Origin of the sequence: Mesorhizobium vachelliae (genome assembly GCF_033977325.1) — a bacterium.
Lineage (GTDB): Bacteria > Pseudomonadota > Alphaproteobacteria > Rhizobiales > Rhizobiaceae > Mesorhizobium > Mesorhizobium vachelliae.
Genome location: NZ_JAVIIR010000013.1, coordinates 113,041 through 132,089 on the forward strand (window position 1 = coordinate 113,041; position 19,049 = coordinate 132,089).

A 19,049-nucleotide genomic window follows, 5' to 3' on the forward strand; every position below is an offset into this window, starting at 1 on the left:
TCGCCGAACGGCCGCCGCATGCGGACGGCAGCATCATCACCCGATCCCAGACGCTGCTGTTCGCCGCCTCTGTCGGCATCATCGTCACCAATCTGTTCGCGCCGCAGACGCTGGTCGGGCTGATCGGCCCGTCGCTGGGCGCCGCGGCATCGGAGAGTGGGCTCGTCTCGATGGCCACGCTGCTCGGTTATGCGGCGGGACTGTTCTTCCTGGTGCCGCTGTCCGATCTCGTGGAGAACCGCGCGCTGGTGCTGCGCATGCTGTGCGCGGCCGCGCTCGCGGCGGCGGTCGCTTCCTTCGCGCCGTCCGCCGCCTCGCTGCTCGGCGTGCTGTTCGTGCTCGGCGCCGCCTGTTCCTGCATCCAGGTGCTGGTGCCGGTGGCCGCCTCGATGGCACCGCCGGGACAGGAGGGGCGCGTTATCGGCGACGTGATGAGCGGGCTGATGATCGGCATCCTGTTGTCGCGTCCGATCGCCAGCCTCGTCGCCGACACCTTCGGCTGGCGCGCCTTCTACGGCATCAGCGCCGCAGCACTTGCGCTGCTTGCCATCCTGCTCGGCCTGACGCTGCCAAGACGGCGGCCGCTGGCACATGCGAGCTATATTGGGCTCATCGCCTCGCTGGTTGGGCTTCTGGGTCAGGAGCCGGTGCTGCGCCGCCGCGCCTTGACCGCGAGCCTGGTGATGGCGGCCTTCAGCGTGTTCTGGACGGCGGTGGCGCTGCGCCTCTCGGCCGCGCCCTTCGATCTCGGCCAGAAAGGCATTGCGCTGTTCGCGCTGGTCGGCGCCGGGGGCGCGGCGGTGACGCCGATCTTCGGCCGCGCCGGCGACCGCGGTTTTACACGCCTGGTCACGGTTTTCTGCCATCTCGCGCTGATCGCGGCGCTCGGGCTCGCCGCATGGGCCGGCGTGGGGGCCGGCGCGGCCAATGCTGGCGGCGCATGGCTGCCGCTCATGCTCATGGGCGTCAGCGCCGTGCTGCTCGATATCGGCGTCACCGGCGACCAGACGCTGGGCCGCCGCGCCGTCAATATTTTGCAGCCGAAGGCGCGCGGCCGCATCAACGGGCTGTTCGTCGGCATCTTCTTCATCGGCGGCGCGATTGGCTCGCTGCTGGCCGGCATTGCCTGGGCCTGGGGCGGCTGGAACGCGGTGTGCGCGGTTGGAGCGATCTTCGGGGTGGTGGCGCTGGTAGTCGATCTGGTGGGTGGCCCTGAGTAGGACCGCCCTGCTTACGCATTCCTCGGATCGGCCACGCATTGCGGGATCGCACGGGTGGCGGCGATCAGCCTGCCGCGCGCTCCCGAAGGCCGGCGCAGATTCTGCCAGTAGGCCCCGATGCCCTTCATCTCGGTCCCCTCGCCACCGCCAAGGGCGCCGTCGGCGCTGACCAGCATCGTCACGATCTTGACGCCGCAAGCAAGGTTGCGATCGGGATCGGTGATGTCGACCTCCGACTTGAAGCCGCAATGATACCTCTGCTCATCCGAGAGCGACAATTGCAGCAGGCCGATCGAATACTGGCTCTGGTCTTCTTCCCAATAGGTGGCGGAGCTGCTGTTGACCGATTCTGCGCTGACCAGGTCGGCAAGCAGCGTGCGCCAGAACACGGCGCGGCCGCTGCGGTCCTGGCGCAGGTATCCCGGGCAGAAAACCCCTATGTCGGAGGGCTCGAGGCCGCTCAGCGGCTTTTCGGCATCGATCAGGTAGGCGAGCTTGCGCGTCACCGTTTTGTGGTCGACCATCCGCGCTACCGCGCCCTGCTCCGCAAGGCAGTTTCTCGCGAAGGCCTGGGCCGCCGGCTGGTTCGTGTGCCCGCGGGATTTCCATTGCGCCGTGCAGGACTGCCGGGACGCGACGACGGACGACGACGACGGCGCGGCTGGTAAGGTAGCCGCCAGTTTGGCAGGCTTCTGTGTGGCGGTTTTCGGCGCGGCAGCCTCGGGCACGGCGCTTTCGATGACCTTGGGATTGGCGCAGCCGTCGAGCGCCAGGGCAAGCCCTATCAACGCCAAGGCAGCGCAGATCGGCTTCGACCGAAGCCCGGCCCCCGAACGGACTGATCCGCAAGCGTGCAAAGTCCCCTCCCGAGCAGTAAACAGGGTACAGACCAGCCGGGCCGTATAGTCACTCTGCCAGATCGGCAGTGGCCTGTCACCCGATCCCGCCGGTGACTATAAAGGTTCCCTTACAGCGCCCATCAGGCAAACGCACGACGGCCGTTACGATCGAGCCATAGGCGCCGCGCCAGACGCTGTGGAAGCACTGATGCGTCGAGGCCGGCACGACCACCCGGCCGATATGCCGGTTGCCATCCGCCCGCATGACGACAGGCTCGCCATTGACATGAACTGTCACGGCGGCCGGCTCGTCCGCGCCGACCTCCAGCGCGATCGCGATCTCATCGGCATCGCTGGATCGCGTCGTCTCGGCGGTGAGCGTCAGCGTGAACGGAGCATCGCCGGCGGCCACGCCGCTGCCGTCGAACACATCGTCGGCCAGCGCCGGCGTGCGCGGCGGGATGGTGCGACGCCTGGTGGCGCGCTCGTAGTCGCCAGCCAGGCTGAGCAACGCCACATCGTCATAGGCCTTGCCGGCGAAGGTCAGCCCGACCGGCACGCCGATATCGGCCATCGTGCCCATCGGCACGGTCACCGTCGGGATGCCGAGATGCCGCCAGACGAGATTGCCGTTGGCGACCCAGGTGCCGTTGCGCCAGGCGAGCGCGGCCGAGGCCTCGTTGACATCGGCATCGGCCGGGCCGACATCCGCGACCGCCGGTAGCACAACGGCGTCGAGCCCGTTGGCCTCGAGCCAATCCTCGAAATCGACGCGGCGCGTTTGCTCCAGCCCCTTGAGCCCCTCCTCGATGGTGGGAATGTTTTCCAGCGGCGCCACACCCTTCTTCGCCCGTTCGACATAGTCGGCAAGGTCGAGGTCGACATAGCGGTCGGACAGCGTGCCCGGCGGCTGCGGGAAGATCTTTGCACCGTCGACCGAAGCGAGATCGGGGATCGCCGGATCGGAATTGGCGCGCAGGAAATCGTCCCACGACCAGATGCAGAGATCCCAGATCTCGCGTTCGGCGAAATCCGGCGGCACCAGCCCGCGATCGACCATCGATAGCGCGCCCGGACGGTCGCGCTCGTAGTTGGAGACGACGGGGAAATCGACCTCGACCACCTCCGCGCCGAGCGCTTCTAGATCGCGCGCCGCCTGCCGCCAGAGCTCGAGCACCGAGGCGCGTGTTTCGATCGGGCGGTCGGCGCCTTCGTCCTTGCCGATATACATTTTCGGCACTCCCAGACGCTTGCCCTTGAGCGCGCCCTGCATGGCAAGCGCGGTGTAGCTCACCGGCCGCAGCGCCGAGGCTTTCGGGATTTTCACCCAGGGCTGCACGCGCCAGAAATCCCCGCGCGTCGCTTCATCGTCGGTGACGATCACATCGAGCAGCTCCAGCATGTCGGCAACGGTCCGCGTATGCGGCACGACCACATCCATGGTCGGCACGAGGGGCCAATTGCCGCGCACCGAGATCACGCCGCGCGAAGGCGTGTAGGCGACCAGCGCATTGTTGGAAGCCGGCGCGCGCCCGGACGACCAAGTCTCTTCGCCCAGCCCGAAAGCCGCGAAGCTGGCGGCGGTCGCCGTGCCGGAACCGTTCGACGAACCGGAGGCAAAAGCGGCGGTGAGGAAATCCTTGTTGTAGGGGCTCTCGGCGCGGCCATAGACGCCGCGCTGCATGCCGCCATTGGCCATCGGCGGCATGTTGGTGAGGCCGATCAGCACCGCGCCCGCCGCGCGCAGGCGGGCGATGGTGAAGGCGTCCTCGTTCGCCGTGAGCTGCTCGAAGGCCGGCGAGCCGGCCGCTACCGTCAGGCCCTCCGCCTTGTAGCTGTTCTTGGCGGTGTACGGGATGCCGTCGAGCCGACCGAGCGCCTTGCCCCCGCGGCGTCGCCGGTCGGACGCTTCCGCCTCCTCGAACACGTTCGGGTTGAGGATGGGCACCGCGTTGAGCGCGATGCCGTGGCGGTCGTAATGCGCGATGCGCCTGAGATAGGCCGCGACCAGCTCGACGCTGGTGACGGTGCCGTCTTCCAGCGCGCGGCGCAGATCGGCGATCGAGGCTTCGACGAGGTGGAGATGGGGCATGATGGGATGGCACGCTGATTGGTGGGCTGTCTGTGCGCCTACGATGACGGGACGCACGTAACTTGTACAGGTGAGTTCGTCAGACTGATGCGCTGGTGGGCGGCACCCCCTCTGCCCTGCCGGGCATCTCCCCCGCAAGGGGGGAGATTACAGCCCCACCCCTACACTCCCAGCACTGCCTTCACTCGTTCGCGGGTATAGGGCAGATCATAGATCCGTTTGCCCGTGGCATTCCGGAACGCGTTGGCGATGGCGCCGGCGGTGGGGCCTTGGGCGGCCTCGGCGACGCCGAGATAGGGCGTGCCGGGGTTGTCGACGACCTGCACTTCGATGCTGTCGGGCACCGCGCTGAAGCGCAGAATCGGATAGGTCGACCAGTCGGGACTCAAGATGCGCGTCCGGTCGAAATGCACGGCCTCGTAAAGCGTCCAGCTCATCGACTGCAATATGCCGCCTTCGGTCTGGTTGACGATCGAATCCGGGGCGACAGCCTCGCCGCAATCGACCGCCGCGACGACGTGCGACACCTTGATCGCGCCGCTGTCGCTGTCGACATCGGCCTCCAGCGCGATAGCCAGATAGGCTGCGTGGTTCTTGTACTTGGCGAAGGCAAAGCCCCTGCCGCGGCCTTCCGGCAAGGGATCCTTCGACCAGCCGAATTTCTCGGCCGCCACCTCGACCACCTTCTTGGCGCGCGGATCCTTCAGGTGACGCAGCCGGTATTCGACCGGATCGGCGTTCGCCGCCAGCGCCAGCTCGTCCATGAAGCTCTCGATGGAGAAGACGTTGCAATAGGCGCCTAGGCCGCGCAGCGAGGAAACCCGCACCGGCATGTCGGCGATGAAATGCCAGTTCACGCGCTGGTTGGGCACGTCATAAAGCGGGATTGCATTGCGGTCGCCGTTGCCGAGGGGAGTGATCTCCATCTTGGCGGGATCCGGCGGGAAATGCCGCGCCATCAAGCGGCCGGCGATCAGCGATCCGGCCGAGCCCGGCCGCGTGCCATGGCTGTTGCTCCACAGGTCGTAGTGCCAGTTGACGATGTTGCCGTTCTGGTCGAGCGTGGCGCTCGCCCTGGTCAGCATTGCCGGCCCATATGGCTCCCACAGATGCTCCTGGTCGCGCATCCACTGCACGCGCACCGGCTTGCCCGGCACTTTCTGAGCGATCAGCGCGGCGTCGGCGGCGGCATCGTCGGCGCCGTTGTGGCCGTAGCAGCCAGAACCTTCGGTGTGGATGCAGCGCACCTTTTCCGGCGGCACGCCGAGCATCTGGGCAATCGCCTTGCGGTCGGGGTAGACGCCCTGCGTGTGCGTCCACACCGTCGTCAGGCCATTGTCGACCATGGCCACCGCGCTCGACGGGCCGATCGAACCGTGCATCTGATAGGCGCGCGTGAACTGCGCCTGGAGCGTTTTCGCGCCCGGCGCGCTGTCGGCGCCGACCGAGGTCACCGTGCCGACTTCCGAAACCGATTTCTCCAGGAAGGCCGGCATATCGTTCTGGTCGGGAAGCGCCGGCTGCTCCTGCCATTTGGCGACGCTGGCCATGGCGCGCATGGCCCTCACCGCCTGGAATTCCTGCTCGGCAACCACGGCTAGGAAATCGCCGTCGCGCACCACCGCGATGATGCCAGGCATCGCCTTGACGGCGGCATCGGCGAAGTCAGTGAGCTTCGCGCCGAAGCTTGGCGGCCGCACGACGCGGGCATGCACCATGCCGGGCGGCCGCATGTCCTGGACATAGGCATTGCCGCCGGTGATCTTGGCCGGGATGTCCACCCGCGCGAAGGGCTTGCCGATGGCGTGGTAGGCGGCAGGCGGCTTGAGCTTGGTGTCGGCCGCCGCATCGACATGCAGGAAATCGGCCGAGACCAGTTCGCCATAGCTGGCCTTGGCGCCGCTCGGGCCGACGATCGCGCCCGCCTGCGCCCTGAGCGCCTCGACCGGCGCGCCGAGCTTTTCGCTGGCCTTGGCGATGAGGATCTGCCGCACCTGCGCCGAGGCATGGCGGATGGCGGTGCCTGAGTTCTGGATCGTCTGGCTGCCGGCGGTATAGCCTTCGTTCGGCGTCAGCGCGGTATCGGCGGTGATCAGCTTGATCGCCGCCGGCTCCACCTCCAACTCCTCGGCCGCGATCTGGCGCAGCGACGTCTTGGTGCCCTGGCCAAGCTCGGCCTTGCCGGTGAAGACAGTGATCGAACCGTCGGCGTCGATGCGGATCCAGGCATCGAGCGAGGGCGTATCGGCCAGGCTGCCGGGTAGTTTCGGCTTAGCCGCCTGGGCGCCTGGCGCGGTCGGCAACTCGCCCTCCTGCGCCTCGGCGGGGATCGCGAAGGACACGACCAGCGCGCCGGCTCCCGCCAGGAAACCGCGGCGGGTGACATCGGGAAGCGGGTTCGATGCGTTCATCATCCCCTCCCCGTGGCGGCGGCCGGCGCCATGTTGCCGGCGGACTTGCCCTGCATCAGGTCTCTGGCGCTGGCCACGGCCCGAAGGATGCGCATATGCGTGCCGCAGCGACAGAGATTGGGCTCCAGCGCCTGCCTGATGTCGGCGTCGGCGGCATCGGGCTTTGCCTCGAGCAGGGCCTGCGCCCGCATCATCATGCCGGCGATGCAATAGCCGCATTGGGCTGCCTGTTGTTCGATGAAAGCTTTTTGCATCGGTCCGGGATCGTCGATGGTGCCAAGGCTCTCGACAGTCTTGATCGCGCGCCCCTCGGCGAGCATGGCCGGCGTCAGGCAGGAAAAGACCGCCTCGCCGTCAACCATCACCGTGCAGGCGCCGCACTGGCCGAGGCCGCAGCCGAACTTGGCGCCGTTGAGCTTCAGGTCGTTGCGCAGCACATAGAGCAGCGGCGTCGCCGGATCGACGTCAATGTCGTGCGAGGCGCTGTTGACGTTGAGCTTAACCATCAGTCCTTGGCTCCCACGTTGTCCGGGCCGCGCTCGATGCCGTCCGAAGGCCGGACGCTGACCCGGTATTTGCCGCTCCTGGTGTCGGCGATCTTCGCCTTCGCGTCCGCCCATGCCGGCTTCTGGGCATAGGCCTCGCGCAGATAGCCGAGCAGGTCCGCCACCTGATCGTCGGTCAGCATCGCGGCAAAGCCCGGCATGATCGGGCTCTCCCGGCCGCTCGCCGCCGGCAGGCCAAAGAGCACGACGTTGATCGCATTTTGCGGATCGCCCGCGGCGATTGTGCTGGAGAGATGGAAATCGATGCCGCCGAAAGGCTGCGGGCGGCTGCCGTCATGGCAGGTTGCGCAGGCCGCCTGGTAGATCGCGCCGCCGCGGCTTGTCGGACTGCCGGCTGTGGCGCTGGCCGGTATCGGCGTGCCGCCCTGGTCAATCGAAAGCTTCTTGCGGGTGTCCTCGGCTGCCGCCGCACGTTCCGGCGTCGGCTCGCCCATCCGCGAGGCCAGGTAAGTGGCGATGGCGCTGATATCGGAATCGGGAAGCCGGCCGAGATTGCCGGTGACCTCGGCCATCGGCCCGTTGGCCACGCCGTGATCCGAATGCCAGCCCTGGCGCAGATAGGCAAAGAGGCTGTCATGCGTCCACGGGATCGGCGCTGAGGACGATGCGTTGAGCGCAAAGGCATCCCAGCCCTCCGCTTCACCGCCTGCCAGATGCGCGCCTTTCCGCTCGGCGCCCAGGGCATTGCGCGGCGTGTGGCAGGCGCCGCAATGGCCAAGCCCTTCGACGAGGTAGGCGCCGCGGTTCCATTCGGCACTCTGCGCGGCATCCTCACGATAGGCGCCCTTATTGAAGAACAACAGCTTCCATCCGGCCAGCACGAAGCGCAGGTTGAGCGGGAACGGCAGCTCATTGGCGGGAGGCCGATTCTCCACGGCATGCCGCGTCATCAGATAGGCATAGAGCGCCTTGTTGTCTTCGTCGGAGACCAGCGTGAAATGGTCGAACGGGAAGGCCGGATAAAGATGATTGCCGTCGCGCTCGACGCCTTCCCGCATCGCCCGGCTGAAGGCAGCTTCCGACCAGCGGCCGATACCGGTCGCGGCGTCCGGCGTGATGTTGGTGGAATAAATGGTGCCGAACGGCGTCGGCACCGCCAGCCCGCCGGCGAAGGACTTTCCGCCGGGCTTGGTATGGCAGGCCGTGCAGTTGCCGACCGAAGCGAGCACCGCCCCCTTCTCGATCAGCGCCTGGTCGAAGGAGACGCGCTGCGGCGGTTCGATCGGGTCGATCGCCGGCTTCCAGGCATAGGCGACAAAGCCCGCCAGGCAGACGACAATGAGGATGAGAACGCCGATCCAGAAGCGTTTCAAGGAGGCACTCCCTTGCGCAAGGCGCGGCGGGCACGCGTCGCAGGCGTGACGCCATGCGAGGAGAACTAGGTTCGCTCCGCGGGGCGTCAATGACAGCCGATCTCCCCCTCGATGGCCCTCGATGGGGAGATCGGCTGTCACGCGGGCCTTCGCCAATCGCCCGCGCTATTCCGGCGCCCCGGCAAACAGCACCGTGCCATCCCCTCCCGCCGCCGGCCAGTCGCGGATGGTGCGGTCGATGCCGCCGGTCAACAGCGTGCCGTCGGCGGCGAAGGCGACCGAGTACATCGGGCCAGTGCCGGGGTCGAATTCGGCGATCTCGGCACCCGTGTCCATGTTCCAGATCCTCGCGGTGCCGTCGAGCGAAACGTAGCCGAGACGCTTGCCGTCGGCCGACAAGGCCAGCGCATAGACGGTGCCTGAATGGCCGTCGAAGCGGCGGATCTCCTTGAAAGTGTCGAGGTCCCAGAGCTTGATCGTGTAGTCGCCGCTGCCGGTCACCGCATGGTGGCCGTCGGCCAGGAAGACCGCGCCATACGCGCCGCGGTCGTGGCCGTGCCAGCTGCGCAGCTGCTTGCCCGCAACGATATCCCAGAGCTTCAGCTCACCGTCGATGCTGCCCGTGAGCGCCCTGGTGCCGTCGGGCGAAATGGCGACGGAGCTCACCGACCAGTCGTGGCCAGGCAGCACATGCAAGACCGTCCCCTTCCCCAGGTCCCAAACCACAACGGAACCGGTGTCGTGACCGCTGACGGCGCGCGTGCCGTCCGGGCTGATCTTCAGTTGCCTGACGCCACCGTTCGTTCCTGAGGAGAACACGTGCAGCACCGTGCCGTCGGATAGCTGGCGCAGCACGATCTCGCCGTCGTCGCCGGCCGTGAGCGCGGTCTTGCCGTCGGGCATGAAAAGCGCGCTGCGCGCCATGTCCTTCTGCTCGCCCAGATCGCGGATCAGCCGCTTGCCGTCGATATCCCAGAGCTTGATCATGCGGTCGGTGCTTGCGCTCATGATCTCGTGGCCGTCGGCCGACACCGCCAGCCAGACCACGGCGTTGCGGTGGCCTTCGGGCGCCGTTGGCTGGGCCGGAAGCGCTGGCGGAGGCGGCGCCACCGTCTGTGGCGGCGTTGCGGGCGCGAGCGCCGTCTGCTCGGTCGGCTGGACGGGCTGTGCCGGTTGGGCAGGCTGCGGCGGCGCGGACTCTGCCGGCGAGGCGCCCGTCAGCGCAGGCTGAACGGGAGCCGCAACCGGCTCTGCGGGCGGCGCGGGTTTCGCGGCCTCTTGCCGCGTGGGTGCGGGCGCGGCTGGCTCGACGCTTGCCTCCGGCGTGGCTGGCTTTGCGCTCACCTCCGGCTCGGGTGACCGGGGCGCCGGCTGCGCCGGCTCGGGGGCGACTTCTTTCGCCGGCTCGCCGCCCGGCTCCTGAGCCCGCCACGGACCGAACTGGTCGGCGAGGATGACGATCAGGGCCAACAGCGGCAAAGCGAGCGCTACGCGGCGCAATCGTGGACGGCCGGCCGGCGCGATCTCGGCGTCGCGGCCGAACAAAGGGGCGGCCGGGTCATGCCTGGCGACGGCTGGCAGCAGGCCCGCGAGGAAAAGCAGCCCGGCAAGGACCGATAGCACACCGGCCACGCCGAAGACTTCCAGGCGCGCCGTCGTGAGCGGCGTGCCACCCAGCGCCGGATAGAGCTTGGCGAAACAGGCGATGCCGACGATCAGCATCGCCAGCGCCGGCAGCCTGTCGGTCGATCTCTTCATCAGTCTCCCCCTGCCCCTTGCCGCTCGCGTCCTTGCAACATGGCGGCGGCAGGCCGGCCCCGGCATCCTAGTCGAGCTTGCGGCCAAGGCTAAGTGCAAGACATCACATAAGCTTCGCCAGGCGATATGCTTCTCATCCAGTTCCAGCAGCCACGACCATCATACTATCGTGCCGCTGTTCCATCGGTACAACACTATCCCCAGCTATAGATCGTCCTGCGCTAGCCGCTTACTTGACAGAAGCCGCTCACATGAGATCATCTGTCGTAGTATAGGAGGGCAACCCATGAAAAAGACTTACGAGAAGTCGGTTTTCGTTTGCAAAGGCAAGCTTTCGGCAGTTGTGGCGGGTGTGGCGGGCTCGCCGCCTACCACGCCGCCGCCATGACCTTGCATCCAGAAACTGATCCTCGATAGTCCCCGCCACGGCGGGGATTTCTGTTTTCTCACCCCAACTCCACCCAGACCGGCGCATGGTCGCTGGGGTTTTCCCCTCCCCGCACCTCGCGGTCGATGCCGGCCGCTTTCAGCTTTCGAGCGAGCTTCTTCGACAGCAATATGTGGTCGAGCCGCAATCCGGCGTCGCGCGGCCAGCGGTTCCGGCGGTAGTCCCAGAAAGTATAGAGCCGCTCCTCCTTGGGAAAAACCTTGCGCAGCGCGTCCGTCCAGCCCTGGTCGATCAGCGCGGCAAAGGCGGCGCGGCTTTCAGGCTGCACCAACGCGTTGTCGTCATAGGAGCGGGTTTGGTAGATGTCGCGCGGTTCGGGCACGATGTTGAAGTCGCTGGCGAGCACCACCGGCAGGCCGGTGTCGAGGAGCTCACCCGCATGCGCGGCCAAGCGCTCGTGCCAGGCGAGCTTGTAGGCGAATTTCGACCCCGGCCGCGGGTTGCCGTTCGGCGCATAGAGGCAGGCGATGACAACGCCGTCGACCGCCGCCTCGATATAGCGCGCCTGGCGGTCGGCATCGTCACCTGGCAGCGCGTCGCGCGTCAGCACCGGCTCGGCGCCCTTTGCCAGGATGGCGACGCCGTTCCAGGTCGGCTCGCCCTTCCATACCGCGCCATAGCCGGCCTTGGCGAGCCGGGTCAGCGGGAATTGGGTGTCGCGGGATTTCAGCTCCTGCAGGCAGACGACATCGGGTTTTGCCTTGGCGAGCCAGGCGAGCAGGTTTTCCAGCCGGCTGTTGATGTTGTTGATGTTAAAGGTGGCGAGTTTCATCTGAGGATGCCGCCGCCTCGCGCTTCGTCATCCTCGGGCTTGACCCGAGGATCCATGCCGCGACGCATGCCGAGGAATGCGGCGGAGCAGAATTCTGCTCCGCGGCGCCCCCTCAACGTCACGGAATGGATTCTAGGGTCTGCGCGCGTCGCTTCGCTCCTTGCTCCGCCCTAGAATGACGAAGCCGATGGCTGCGCCAGCTTGGCTTTTATAGTCTCCGCCACCGTCTTCAGATGGTCGCCCGTCGAAAAGCCTGAGATCGCCTTGCGCGGCTTCAGATCATGGTCGCCGTCTTCCAGCCAGATTACGTCGATGGCTGGGGAAAGACCGTAGATCGCGACCTCGTCCCTGGTGCCGAATTCGTCGCGCGTGCCCTGGAAGATCAGCGTCGGCGTCTTGAGGTCGATCAGATGTTTCGTGCGCAACTGCTCAGGCTTGCCCGGTGGATGGAAGGGGTAGCCGAGGCAGACCAGCCCGGCGATCTCACCTTTGGCGAACATTTCGTCGGCCACCATCGAGGCGACGCGGCCGCCCATCGACTTGCCGCCGATAATGAGCTTGCCGGTCACGCCCTTGGCGCGCAGGTCGGCGATCGCCTTGATGTATTCCGGGTTCACCGTCTCGGCGCGCGGCGGCGGCTTGCGATGGCCGTAGCGGCGCGCCGCCATATAGTGGAACTCGAAGCGCGCGACCTGGAATCCGGCTGCTGCGAGCGTCTTGGCGGTGGCGGTCATGGAAGGCGAGTCCATCGACGCGCCGGCGCCATGGGCGAGAAGGATGGTGACGGGGGCGGTGTCGTCGCCGTCGAAGAGGAAGGTGGTCATGAGATGAAATCCTGCGCGGCGGCGACGCTGCCGATCTCCCCCCTAGTGGGGGAGATGCCCGGCAGGGCAGAGGGGGGCGCGAAGGAACTCGGCTTTCGCCGCTTAACGAACGAAAATTCTAGAGATCGCGGGAGGGACCAGTCGAGCGGCAGGCGGGACAGCGCCCCCCTCTGTCCTGCCGGACATCTCCCCCACAAGGGGGGAGATTGGATGTCGCGGTCGCCTTGGCTCACCATCCTCACCCCGCCGTGCGTGCCATATGCAAATCCACGAACTGTATTCCCTTCTGCGCAGTCCGCGCCCATTCGGACACCGCATCCAATTCCAGATACCGCACCCACAGCCAGCGCGCTTCCGCCATGTTCCCCGCATCGAATTCCAGCCGCGCAAGGTTGAACACCGGGTCGGCGTAGTTCTTGTCCAGCGCGATCGCCTTCTGCAGATGCCTGCGCGCCGAGCCAACCTTGCCCTCGTCGCTCATCAGGCCGGCAAGGTTGAACCAGGCTTCGACGAAGCCCGGGTCGAGTTTTATGGCGCGCGCATAGTCGTGCGCGGCCTCTGCCACGCGGCCGGCGCCGCGCAGGCAATTGGCGCGGTTGAAGGCGGCAATCGCATCCTTGGGATCGATCGCCAGGCAGCGCTGGTAGAGCGCTGCCGCGTCGTCGTGGCGCCCCTCCTCTTCCGCCATCTCCGCCTCGGCGAACAGCTCCTCCAGCGTGTCGTCCTCCGGTGAGCCGAGGTCGAACAAAAGCTGGCCGTCGAGCTCGCTCCTGCCTTCGTCGAGATAGATCGCATCCGGGCGGCCATGCTGCGAGCCAAGGTTGAGCGACTTGGCGGTGAGCGAGGCGACGGGGCCGGAGCGGTGCACCGAGCGCGCGATCGCGCCCCAGTTCGCGCCGCTGGCGATCAGCCCGGCATATTTCCTCGCCAGGATCAGGTCGCGGAAGGAATAGGGTTCGCCGTCATGCTCGAAGGCGTCGAACAGCGACAGCATGTCGAGATCGTCGCCGGCGAGCCGCGACTGGTCGATGAGCGATTGCCGGGACAGCGACGAGGTGTCGGGCGCCTTCATCAGTCCAAGCAGGCGCAGGAAACCGTTCTCGCTGGTGAGCTGGCGGCCGGCTTCGCGCTCGACCTTCGCGCGGCGTTCGATCTCGGCATCGCCGGATTTCGCCGCCTTGGCGAGAAGCGCGCGGCCGAAGACAATGTGAGTGGTGCGACGGGTGACGCCGCGCCTCAGCTCCGCATGGCGGCGCTCGACCTCACGCGCGGCGAGCCGCAGCGGAAAGGCGGCCAGCGCGCCTATGACGCCGAAGACGGCGCCGGGAACGATCACTGGCCCCGCATTTCCCGTCACTTCTTGCTCTTGCCGACGGCCTTCAAGAGATTCGCCTTCAGCGGGTTTTCAGCCGCACCGCCGCCGGCCGCAGCCTTCTTGGCGGGCTTCGCGGGCGCCTCGTCGGCCTTGCTCTTCGACTTGGCAGGCGGCTTGGCCTGCTGCGACAGGCTGGCCTTCAAAGCATCCATCAGGTTGATGACATTGCCGCGCTCGGGCGCCGCCGCGATGATCGGCTTGTGGCCCTTCAGCTTCTCGCGGATCATCGCCATCAGCGCCACCTCGTAGCGATCCTCATAGTTCTTCGGATCGAAATGGGTCTGCTTTTGCTTGATCAGCGCCTCCGCCAACTGCAGCATTTCGGGATCGGGCTTGGCGTCCGGGATATTGCCGAAATATTCAGTTGTGCCGCGCACTTCGTTCGGATTCCTCAAGGTGCAGACGAACATGCCGTTCTCGCGTGCCCCGATCGTCACCACGCGCTCGCGGCTGGACAGCACAAGGCGCGCGATCGCCAGCTTGCCAGACTTGCGCATGGCTTCGCGCAGCACCGCGAAGGTCTCTTCCGCCATGGCGCCATCAGGCGCGAGATAATAGGGCGAGTCCTGATAGATGACGTCAACCTCGTTCTCATCGACGAAGGCCTCGATGTTCATCGTATGGTTGGATTCGATCCTCACCGCATCGAGGTCGGCATCATCGATGATGATGTACTGCTTGTCCTCATATTCGTAGCCGCGGACCAGATCCGAGCGCTCGACCAAGCCGAGCTCGGGGTCGACCGGCTTCATGTTGATGCGGTTGTGCGTCTTCTTATGCAGCTGATTGAACGAGATGCGCTCGCTCGCGCTGGTGGCCGGATAGAGCCGGACCGGACAGCTGACGAGGCTGAGCTTGAGGTAACCTTTCCAACTTGCCCTGGGCGCCATGATGAACTCCTACGCGGCCATGCACTGACACTATGTTGGAGCATGGTCTTGTCCATGCTCTTTGCAGCGCTTCGTCTGTAGGACGAGCAGCGCCGTGGAAATCCTACACCGACCCCCAAGCTTATAGCCGAATTCCTAGCGAAGTGTTCTTGGGGTGGTTTGGCGAGAAGGATAATTCAAATTGTAGGAAGCGTCGATGGAGAGCTGAGACGATGGCGATTAGCCGATAACCCTTAAGCTACCGCTCCTTCTCCATCGCGGGCAAATCCCTCGCCATCTCATCGATCTCCGCCCACGGATCCCCCGATGTCTCCAGCAACCCCGGCAGCGAGGCGTAGTTCAGGTCCTCGGGCGCGTCGATCGTCTCCAGGTCGGTCCAGCTTACCGGCGTCGAAGCTGGCAGGTTGGTGCGGGCGCGCAGCGAATAGGGAGCGGCGGAGGTGTGGCCGCGGGCGTTGCGGTGGAAGTCGATGAAGATGCGCTTCTTGCGGTTTTCCTTGCCCATCGTGGTGGTGAAGGTGTCGGGCGCGCTCGCGGCCAGCAAAGTCGAAATCGCGCTCGAGGCCTGGTGCAGTTTCTTCCAGTTCTGCTTTCTGGTCACCGGCACGGTGATGTGGATGCCCTTGCCGCCCGAGGTCTTCGCGAAAGGCACAAGGCCGAGGCGTTCCAGCCCACCCTTGATGTGGACGGCCGCCTCCACCACCTCGCGCCAGGAAATCCCCTCGCCCGGATCGAGGTCGAAGACGATCTGGTCGGGCTTGTCGAGCTTCGTCCGGTGCGTGCCCCAGGTGTGGAACTCGACGACACCGAATTGCGCCAGCGCCAGATAGCCCTTGGCGTCCTCGACCGACAGATAGGTCTTGGTCTCGCCTTCCGAATTGGTCGACTCGAACACCGCCACCGAGGGCGGCATGCCGGTGAAGGCGTGGCGCTGGAAGAAGCAATCCTGCGGCTTGCCAGTCGGGCAGCGCACCAGCGACACCGGGCGGCCGATGATGTGCGGCAGCATGAAATCACCGACCAGCGCGTAATAGACGGCGATGTCGAGTTTTGTGGGTCCGGTCTTGCCGAACAGTCGGCGTTCTGGATTGGTGACCCAGATGGTGGCGAGGTCGGATTCGGCGATCAGCCGCTTGCGCTTGACCGCCACCGGCGTGGTCAGCCCGCCGACATCGCGCAGGCCGCGGAAGACGCCGTGACGGACCGCATTGTCGGCGGTGCGGTTCGAATAGCGGACGCGGGCCGACAGCAGCGGCTTCACCCAGCGCATCTCGCGCATGATCTCGCGCGGCACGCCTTCGGGCGGGCTGGCGCCGGCGGTCAGCCGCTCCAGCCGGGCGAGCAGGTCCGCCGCCATGTCCGCGTCGAAGCCGGTGCCGACCTTGCCGCGATAGTGCAACTCGCCATTTTCGAACTCGGCCATGCCGAGCGCCGCAAGCCCTTCCGCCTGGTCGGACACGGTATAGCCGGCGATGACGAAGTCGTCAGTCTTTTGCGCCTTCACCTTGGTCCAGCTCTTGGTGCGGCCGCTCTGGTAGATGGCGTCGGCGCGCTTGGAGACGACGCCTTCCAGCCCAAGCTCCGAAGCCTGATCGTACAGGCCTTGGCCGTCTCCCTCGACATGGTCGCTGTACTGGATGGCGGAATTGGCGGCCTGGCCGGCGAGCAGCTCGGCGAGCAGCGCCTTGCGCTTTTGCAGCGGCACGTTGCGCAGGTCCCAGCCGTCGAGATGGAGCAGGTCGAAGGCGTAGAAATGCAGCTTCGAGCCGGCGCCTTCGGCCAGCGCGTCCTGCAGCAGCGCGAAGCGCGAGATGCCCTTGTCGTCGAGAACCATGATCTCGCCGTCGATGATCGCCTGGGCGACCGGCAGGCGCGAAAAGGCCTGCGGAAGATCGCCATAGCGCTTGGTCCAGTCGATGCCCGCGCGGGTCATCAATCTCACCGTACCATCCACGACATGCGCCATGGTGCGATAGCCGTCGAATTTTATCTCGTGCAGCCAGAGCTCGCCGGTGCGCTCGGCGGGATCATCCCCGCCCGGCGGTTTCGGCACCTGCGTGGCAAGCTGCGGCTCGATGCGGGCAGGCGGATCGCCTTTCACCGCGCCGGGGAGCGCGCCGGGCTTCAGCGAGCCGGCTTTCGGCGGCAGGCGTTGCGGCTTCTTCGGCGGCGCCACCAATTCCTCGATGCGGCGGCCCGATTTCACGCTTTCAGGCCTGGTATCGAGGATGTCGAGCTTGGTGTCGGAAGCGAGGTCGCGCTCCTTGAAGAGCAGCCAGTTCTTTTTGTTCTCGTCCTCACCGGGCTTCGGCTTCAGCCGGGTCAGCATCCAGCCGCCATTGAGTTTTTGCCCAGCCAGCCGGAACTTGAACGCGCCGGTCCTCAGGCTTTTCTCGACATCCTCCATCGGCGCCCAGGTGCCGGTGTCCCAGACGATCATCGGCCCGCCACCATATTCGCCCTCGGGGATGACACCTTCGAAGTCGATATATTCGATCGGATGGTCCTCGGTCTCGACGGCCAGACGCTTGTCGGCGGGGTTGAGCGACGGCCCGCGCGGGACGGCCCAGCTTTTCAGAACGCCGCCGACTTCGAGACGCAGATCATAGTGGTCGGCTGTGGCGTGGTGCTTGTGCACGACGAAGCGGTTGGAGCCCTCGGCGGAAAGGCTGCCGGCCGGTTCCGGGGTGCGGGAGAATTCGCGCTTGGCGCGGTAGGGGGTGAGTTTGGAGGGCATGGGTCAGGCGCCGAAGGGAGGGATGGAATGCGGCGAATGCCGAGTTCCTTCACGCCCCCCTCTGTCCTGCCGGACGTCTCCCCCTCTAGGGGGGAGATTGGCAGACCGCTCGCCGGCGCCCCCCTTACAACGTCGGCGATTGGCGAAGGCGGGGGCGACATCTAATCTCCCCCTTAGTGGGGGAGATGGCCGGCAGGCCAGAGGGGGGCGCTGTCCCGCCAGCCTTGCCCTCGTCATGCGTGAGATCTCAATCGTCAATCGCCGGCGTCAGTTCCAGCTCGGCCGGCGTCAGCCCTTGCCTCAATTGCGATAGCCGGAACTCGTCGACCCAGTAGGCCTCGCCGTCGACCAGCACGCGGGCGCTGTAGGAGCCGCCGGAAAAACGCTGCGCGGTGACATAGACCTTGTGGCGCTCGAGCGCGGTCTTCACCGCGGCGCGGCGGGACTTTTCTCTGGCGACGGGACTGGCCATGGCTTCACTCGAACACGCCGCCGCTAAAAGATGCGGCTGCCCATAAGCATGGCGGAGAGCGGAATGTGAGTCAATTTGCCAGCCAAAGCCGCCACTCAGCTACCCGCCCGCAGCCGCCGCCAGCGCTGCATGAATTCCTGCGCGACCTTGAACAGGCGCGGGTTGTCACGCACGAAGGCGACGCCCTGGCCGCGGTATTTGATGGCCTCGCTCGCCGCCACGCCCTTCAGCGTGATGCCATAGCAAAGCTCGGACAGAACGGACTTCACCGCGCCCATATGTTCCTTGTAGCTCTGGTTGCCGACCGACAGGTCGAAATAATCGAAGCCGGCGCCCCGGCCCCATCTGATCAGCTCGCCCATGATGCAAAGTCCGGGCGAAACGTTGGGCACCGCGCCCTGGTCGATCGCGATCAGCAGCGCGTGCAAGGTGCCAAGATGGGCCGCCAGATACTGGACCGCCACTGTGACGTCGCCGGCGCGCAGGCCAAAGATCCGCACCGAACCGTCCGTCAGGCCGCGATGCGCGGCGGCGCGGTAGAAATCAACGACCGCCGGCTGCGCCATGAGATCGAACCGGCCAAGCTCGCGAAAACGGCTGAGCCGCAGCTCGACCAGCTCGTCGAATATGGAGTCGACAAGGGCCGGCGTGTCGGCTTCCACCAGCGCCAGGCCGCCATTGCGGTCGAGCCGGCGCAGATCCTTGTTGAGCGCCTTGACGAAGGACGGGCGGCAGATGCGCTTGACGACGGTTTCGGCGTCGCCATCCATGGCGATGCCATAATGGGAGTGGATGGAGTCGCGTGCCGGCGCCAGCAGCGCCAAGGGATTGGCGACGCCGCCAACCTCTTTCGGGATGCCGACAATGTGGATGCGGTCGGCTGGCGGCAGCACGGACAGCACCGCAGCCCACGCAGCCTCGGCGGATTGCCTGGTCCAGGGCGTCGCGTCGGCGAGCAAGGGTGCTGCATAGTCGCACACTCCGCAGCTCAGCCATTCGATCACCCAATGGTGGAAGGCGCGGCGCCGCATCAGCGGCACAAGCATCCTCGGCTCGCCCGTGCCCGCATCCCTCACCTCAACGATCGCGAGGTCGGCTTTTTGCGGCAGGAGCCCTTCGACGATTCCCTCGGCCCAGGCGAAATGCTGGTGGCCGGTGCACACGCCCGTCGCCTCGAAGCGCAGCCAGAGCGGCTTGGCTGTTTCGAGGCTGGTGTGCAGCTCAGCCACGTAAGCGGTGCTGGCGGCGCCGGCGGCCTGCGGCGCGGCCTCACCGTCGGCCAAGCCGGTCGTCATTGCGGCCATCGGCATTGCCTGGCTTGCCACATCATTC

At 66.3% G+C, this 19,049-nt stretch carries 15 protein-coding genes; 2 read left to right on the forward strand and 13 right to left on the reverse strand.

Annotated elements, in window-relative coordinates; translation table 11 throughout:
• Nucleotides 1-32 precede the first annotated feature (32 nt).
• Nucleotides 33-1,220, forward strand: a complete 1,188-nt coding sequence (locus RFM41_RS24995; RefSeq protein ID WP_430691558.1) for an MFS transporter — start codon at nt 33-35, stop codon at nt 1,218-1,220.
• Between the two features lie 11 nt (nt 1,221-1,231).
• Here the strand turns inward: RFM41_RS24995 and RFM41_RS25000 are convergent, their stop codons facing one another.
• The 6 genes from RFM41_RS25000 to RFM41_RS25025 form a co-directional block, all read right to left on the reverse strand.
• A complete protein-coding gene (locus RFM41_RS25000) occupies nt 1,232-2,014 on the reverse strand; it encodes a hypothetical protein (protein WP_320251866.1) in 783 nt (260 codons plus the stop codon).
• A 139-nt stretch (nt 2,015-2,153) separates the two neighbouring features.
• Entirely contained in the window at nt 2,154-4,151 is a 1,998-nt protein-coding gene (locus RFM41_RS25005; RefSeq protein ID WP_320251868.1) for an amidase, read from the reverse strand.
• A gap of 161 nt (nt 4,152-4,312) precedes the next feature.
• Complete coding sequence (locus RFM41_RS25010) at nt 4,313-6,562, reverse strand: xanthine dehydrogenase family protein molybdopterin-binding subunit (RefSeq protein WP_320251870.1); 2,250 nt, start codon at nt 6,560-6,562, stop codon at nt 4,313-4,315.
• Entirely contained in the window at nt 6,562-7,068 is a 507-nt protein-coding gene (locus tag RFM41_RS25015; RefSeq protein ID WP_320251872.1) for a (2Fe-2S)-binding protein, read from the reverse strand. Before RFM41_RS25015 ends, RFM41_RS25010 begins: the two co-directional genes overlap by 1 nt.
• A complete protein-coding gene (locus RFM41_RS25020; RefSeq protein ID WP_320251874.1) occupies nt 7,068-8,441 on the reverse strand; it encodes a c-type cytochrome in 1,374 nt (457 codons plus the stop codon). The genes RFM41_RS25015 and RFM41_RS25020 overlap by 1 nt, the downstream gene beginning before the upstream one ends.
• A gap of 165 nt (nt 8,442-8,606) precedes the next feature.
• Entirely contained in the window at nt 8,607-10,199 is a 1,593-nt protein-coding gene (locus tag RFM41_RS25025) for a WD40 repeat domain-containing protein (RefSeq protein ID WP_320251876.1), read from the reverse strand.
• A 286-nt stretch (nt 10,200-10,485) separates the two neighbouring features.
• On the opposite strand from RFM41_RS25025, the gene RFM41_RS25030 reads away from it, so the two are divergent.
• Nucleotides 10,486-10,587, forward strand: coding sequence for a putative RiPP precursor (locus RFM41_RS25030; protein WP_320251877.1), 102 nt, complete (start codon nt 10,486-10,488; stop codon nt 10,585-10,587).
• Between the two features lie 58 nt (nt 10,588-10,645).
• Here the strand turns inward: RFM41_RS25030 and xth are convergent, their stop codons facing one another.
• The 7 genes from xth to RFM41_RS25065 form a co-directional block, all read right to left on the reverse strand.
• A complete protein-coding gene (gene xth / locus RFM41_RS25035; protein WP_320251879.1) occupies nt 10,646-11,419 on the reverse strand; it encodes an exodeoxyribonuclease III in 774 nt (257 codons plus the stop codon).
• Between the two features lie 170 nt (nt 11,420-11,589).
• On the reverse strand, nt 11,590-12,243 hold the full coding sequence (locus tag RFM41_RS25040; protein ID WP_320251880.1) for an alpha/beta hydrolase family protein: 654 nt from the start codon (nt 12,241-12,243) through the stop codon (nt 11,590-11,592).
• A gap of 238 nt (nt 12,244-12,481) precedes the next feature.
• Nucleotides 12,482-13,579 (reverse strand): tetratricopeptide repeat protein, encoded by a 1,098-nt coding sequence (locus RFM41_RS25045; RefSeq protein ID WP_430691559.1) that lies wholly within the window; start codon nt 13,577-13,579, stop codon nt 12,482-12,484.
• A 17-nt stretch (nt 13,580-13,596) separates the two neighbouring features.
• Nucleotides 13,597-14,508, reverse strand: a complete 912-nt coding sequence (gene ku, locus RFM41_RS25050; protein ID WP_320251882.1) for a non-homologous end joining protein Ku — start codon at nt 14,506-14,508, stop codon at nt 13,597-13,599.
• Nucleotides 14,509-14,746: 238 nt separating this feature from the next.
• Nucleotides 14,747-17,245, reverse strand: coding sequence for a DNA ligase D (ligD, locus tag RFM41_RS25055; protein WP_320251883.1), 2,499 nt, complete (start codon nt 17,243-17,245; stop codon nt 14,747-14,749).
• A gap of 247 nt (nt 17,246-17,492) precedes the next feature.
• Nucleotides 17,493-17,717 carry a hypothetical protein gene (locus tag RFM41_RS25060; RefSeq protein WP_095820755.1) on the reverse strand — a complete coding sequence of 75 codons (225 nt, stop codon included), beginning with the start codon at nt 17,715-17,717 and terminating at the stop codon, nt 17,493-17,495.
• Between the two features lie 95 nt (nt 17,718-17,812).
• Nucleotides 17,813-19,042, reverse strand: a complete 1,230-nt coding sequence (locus tag RFM41_RS25065; protein WP_320251884.1) for a GNAT family N-acetyltransferase — start codon at nt 19,040-19,042, stop codon at nt 17,813-17,815.
• Nucleotides 19,043-19,049: the final 7 nt, after the last annotated feature.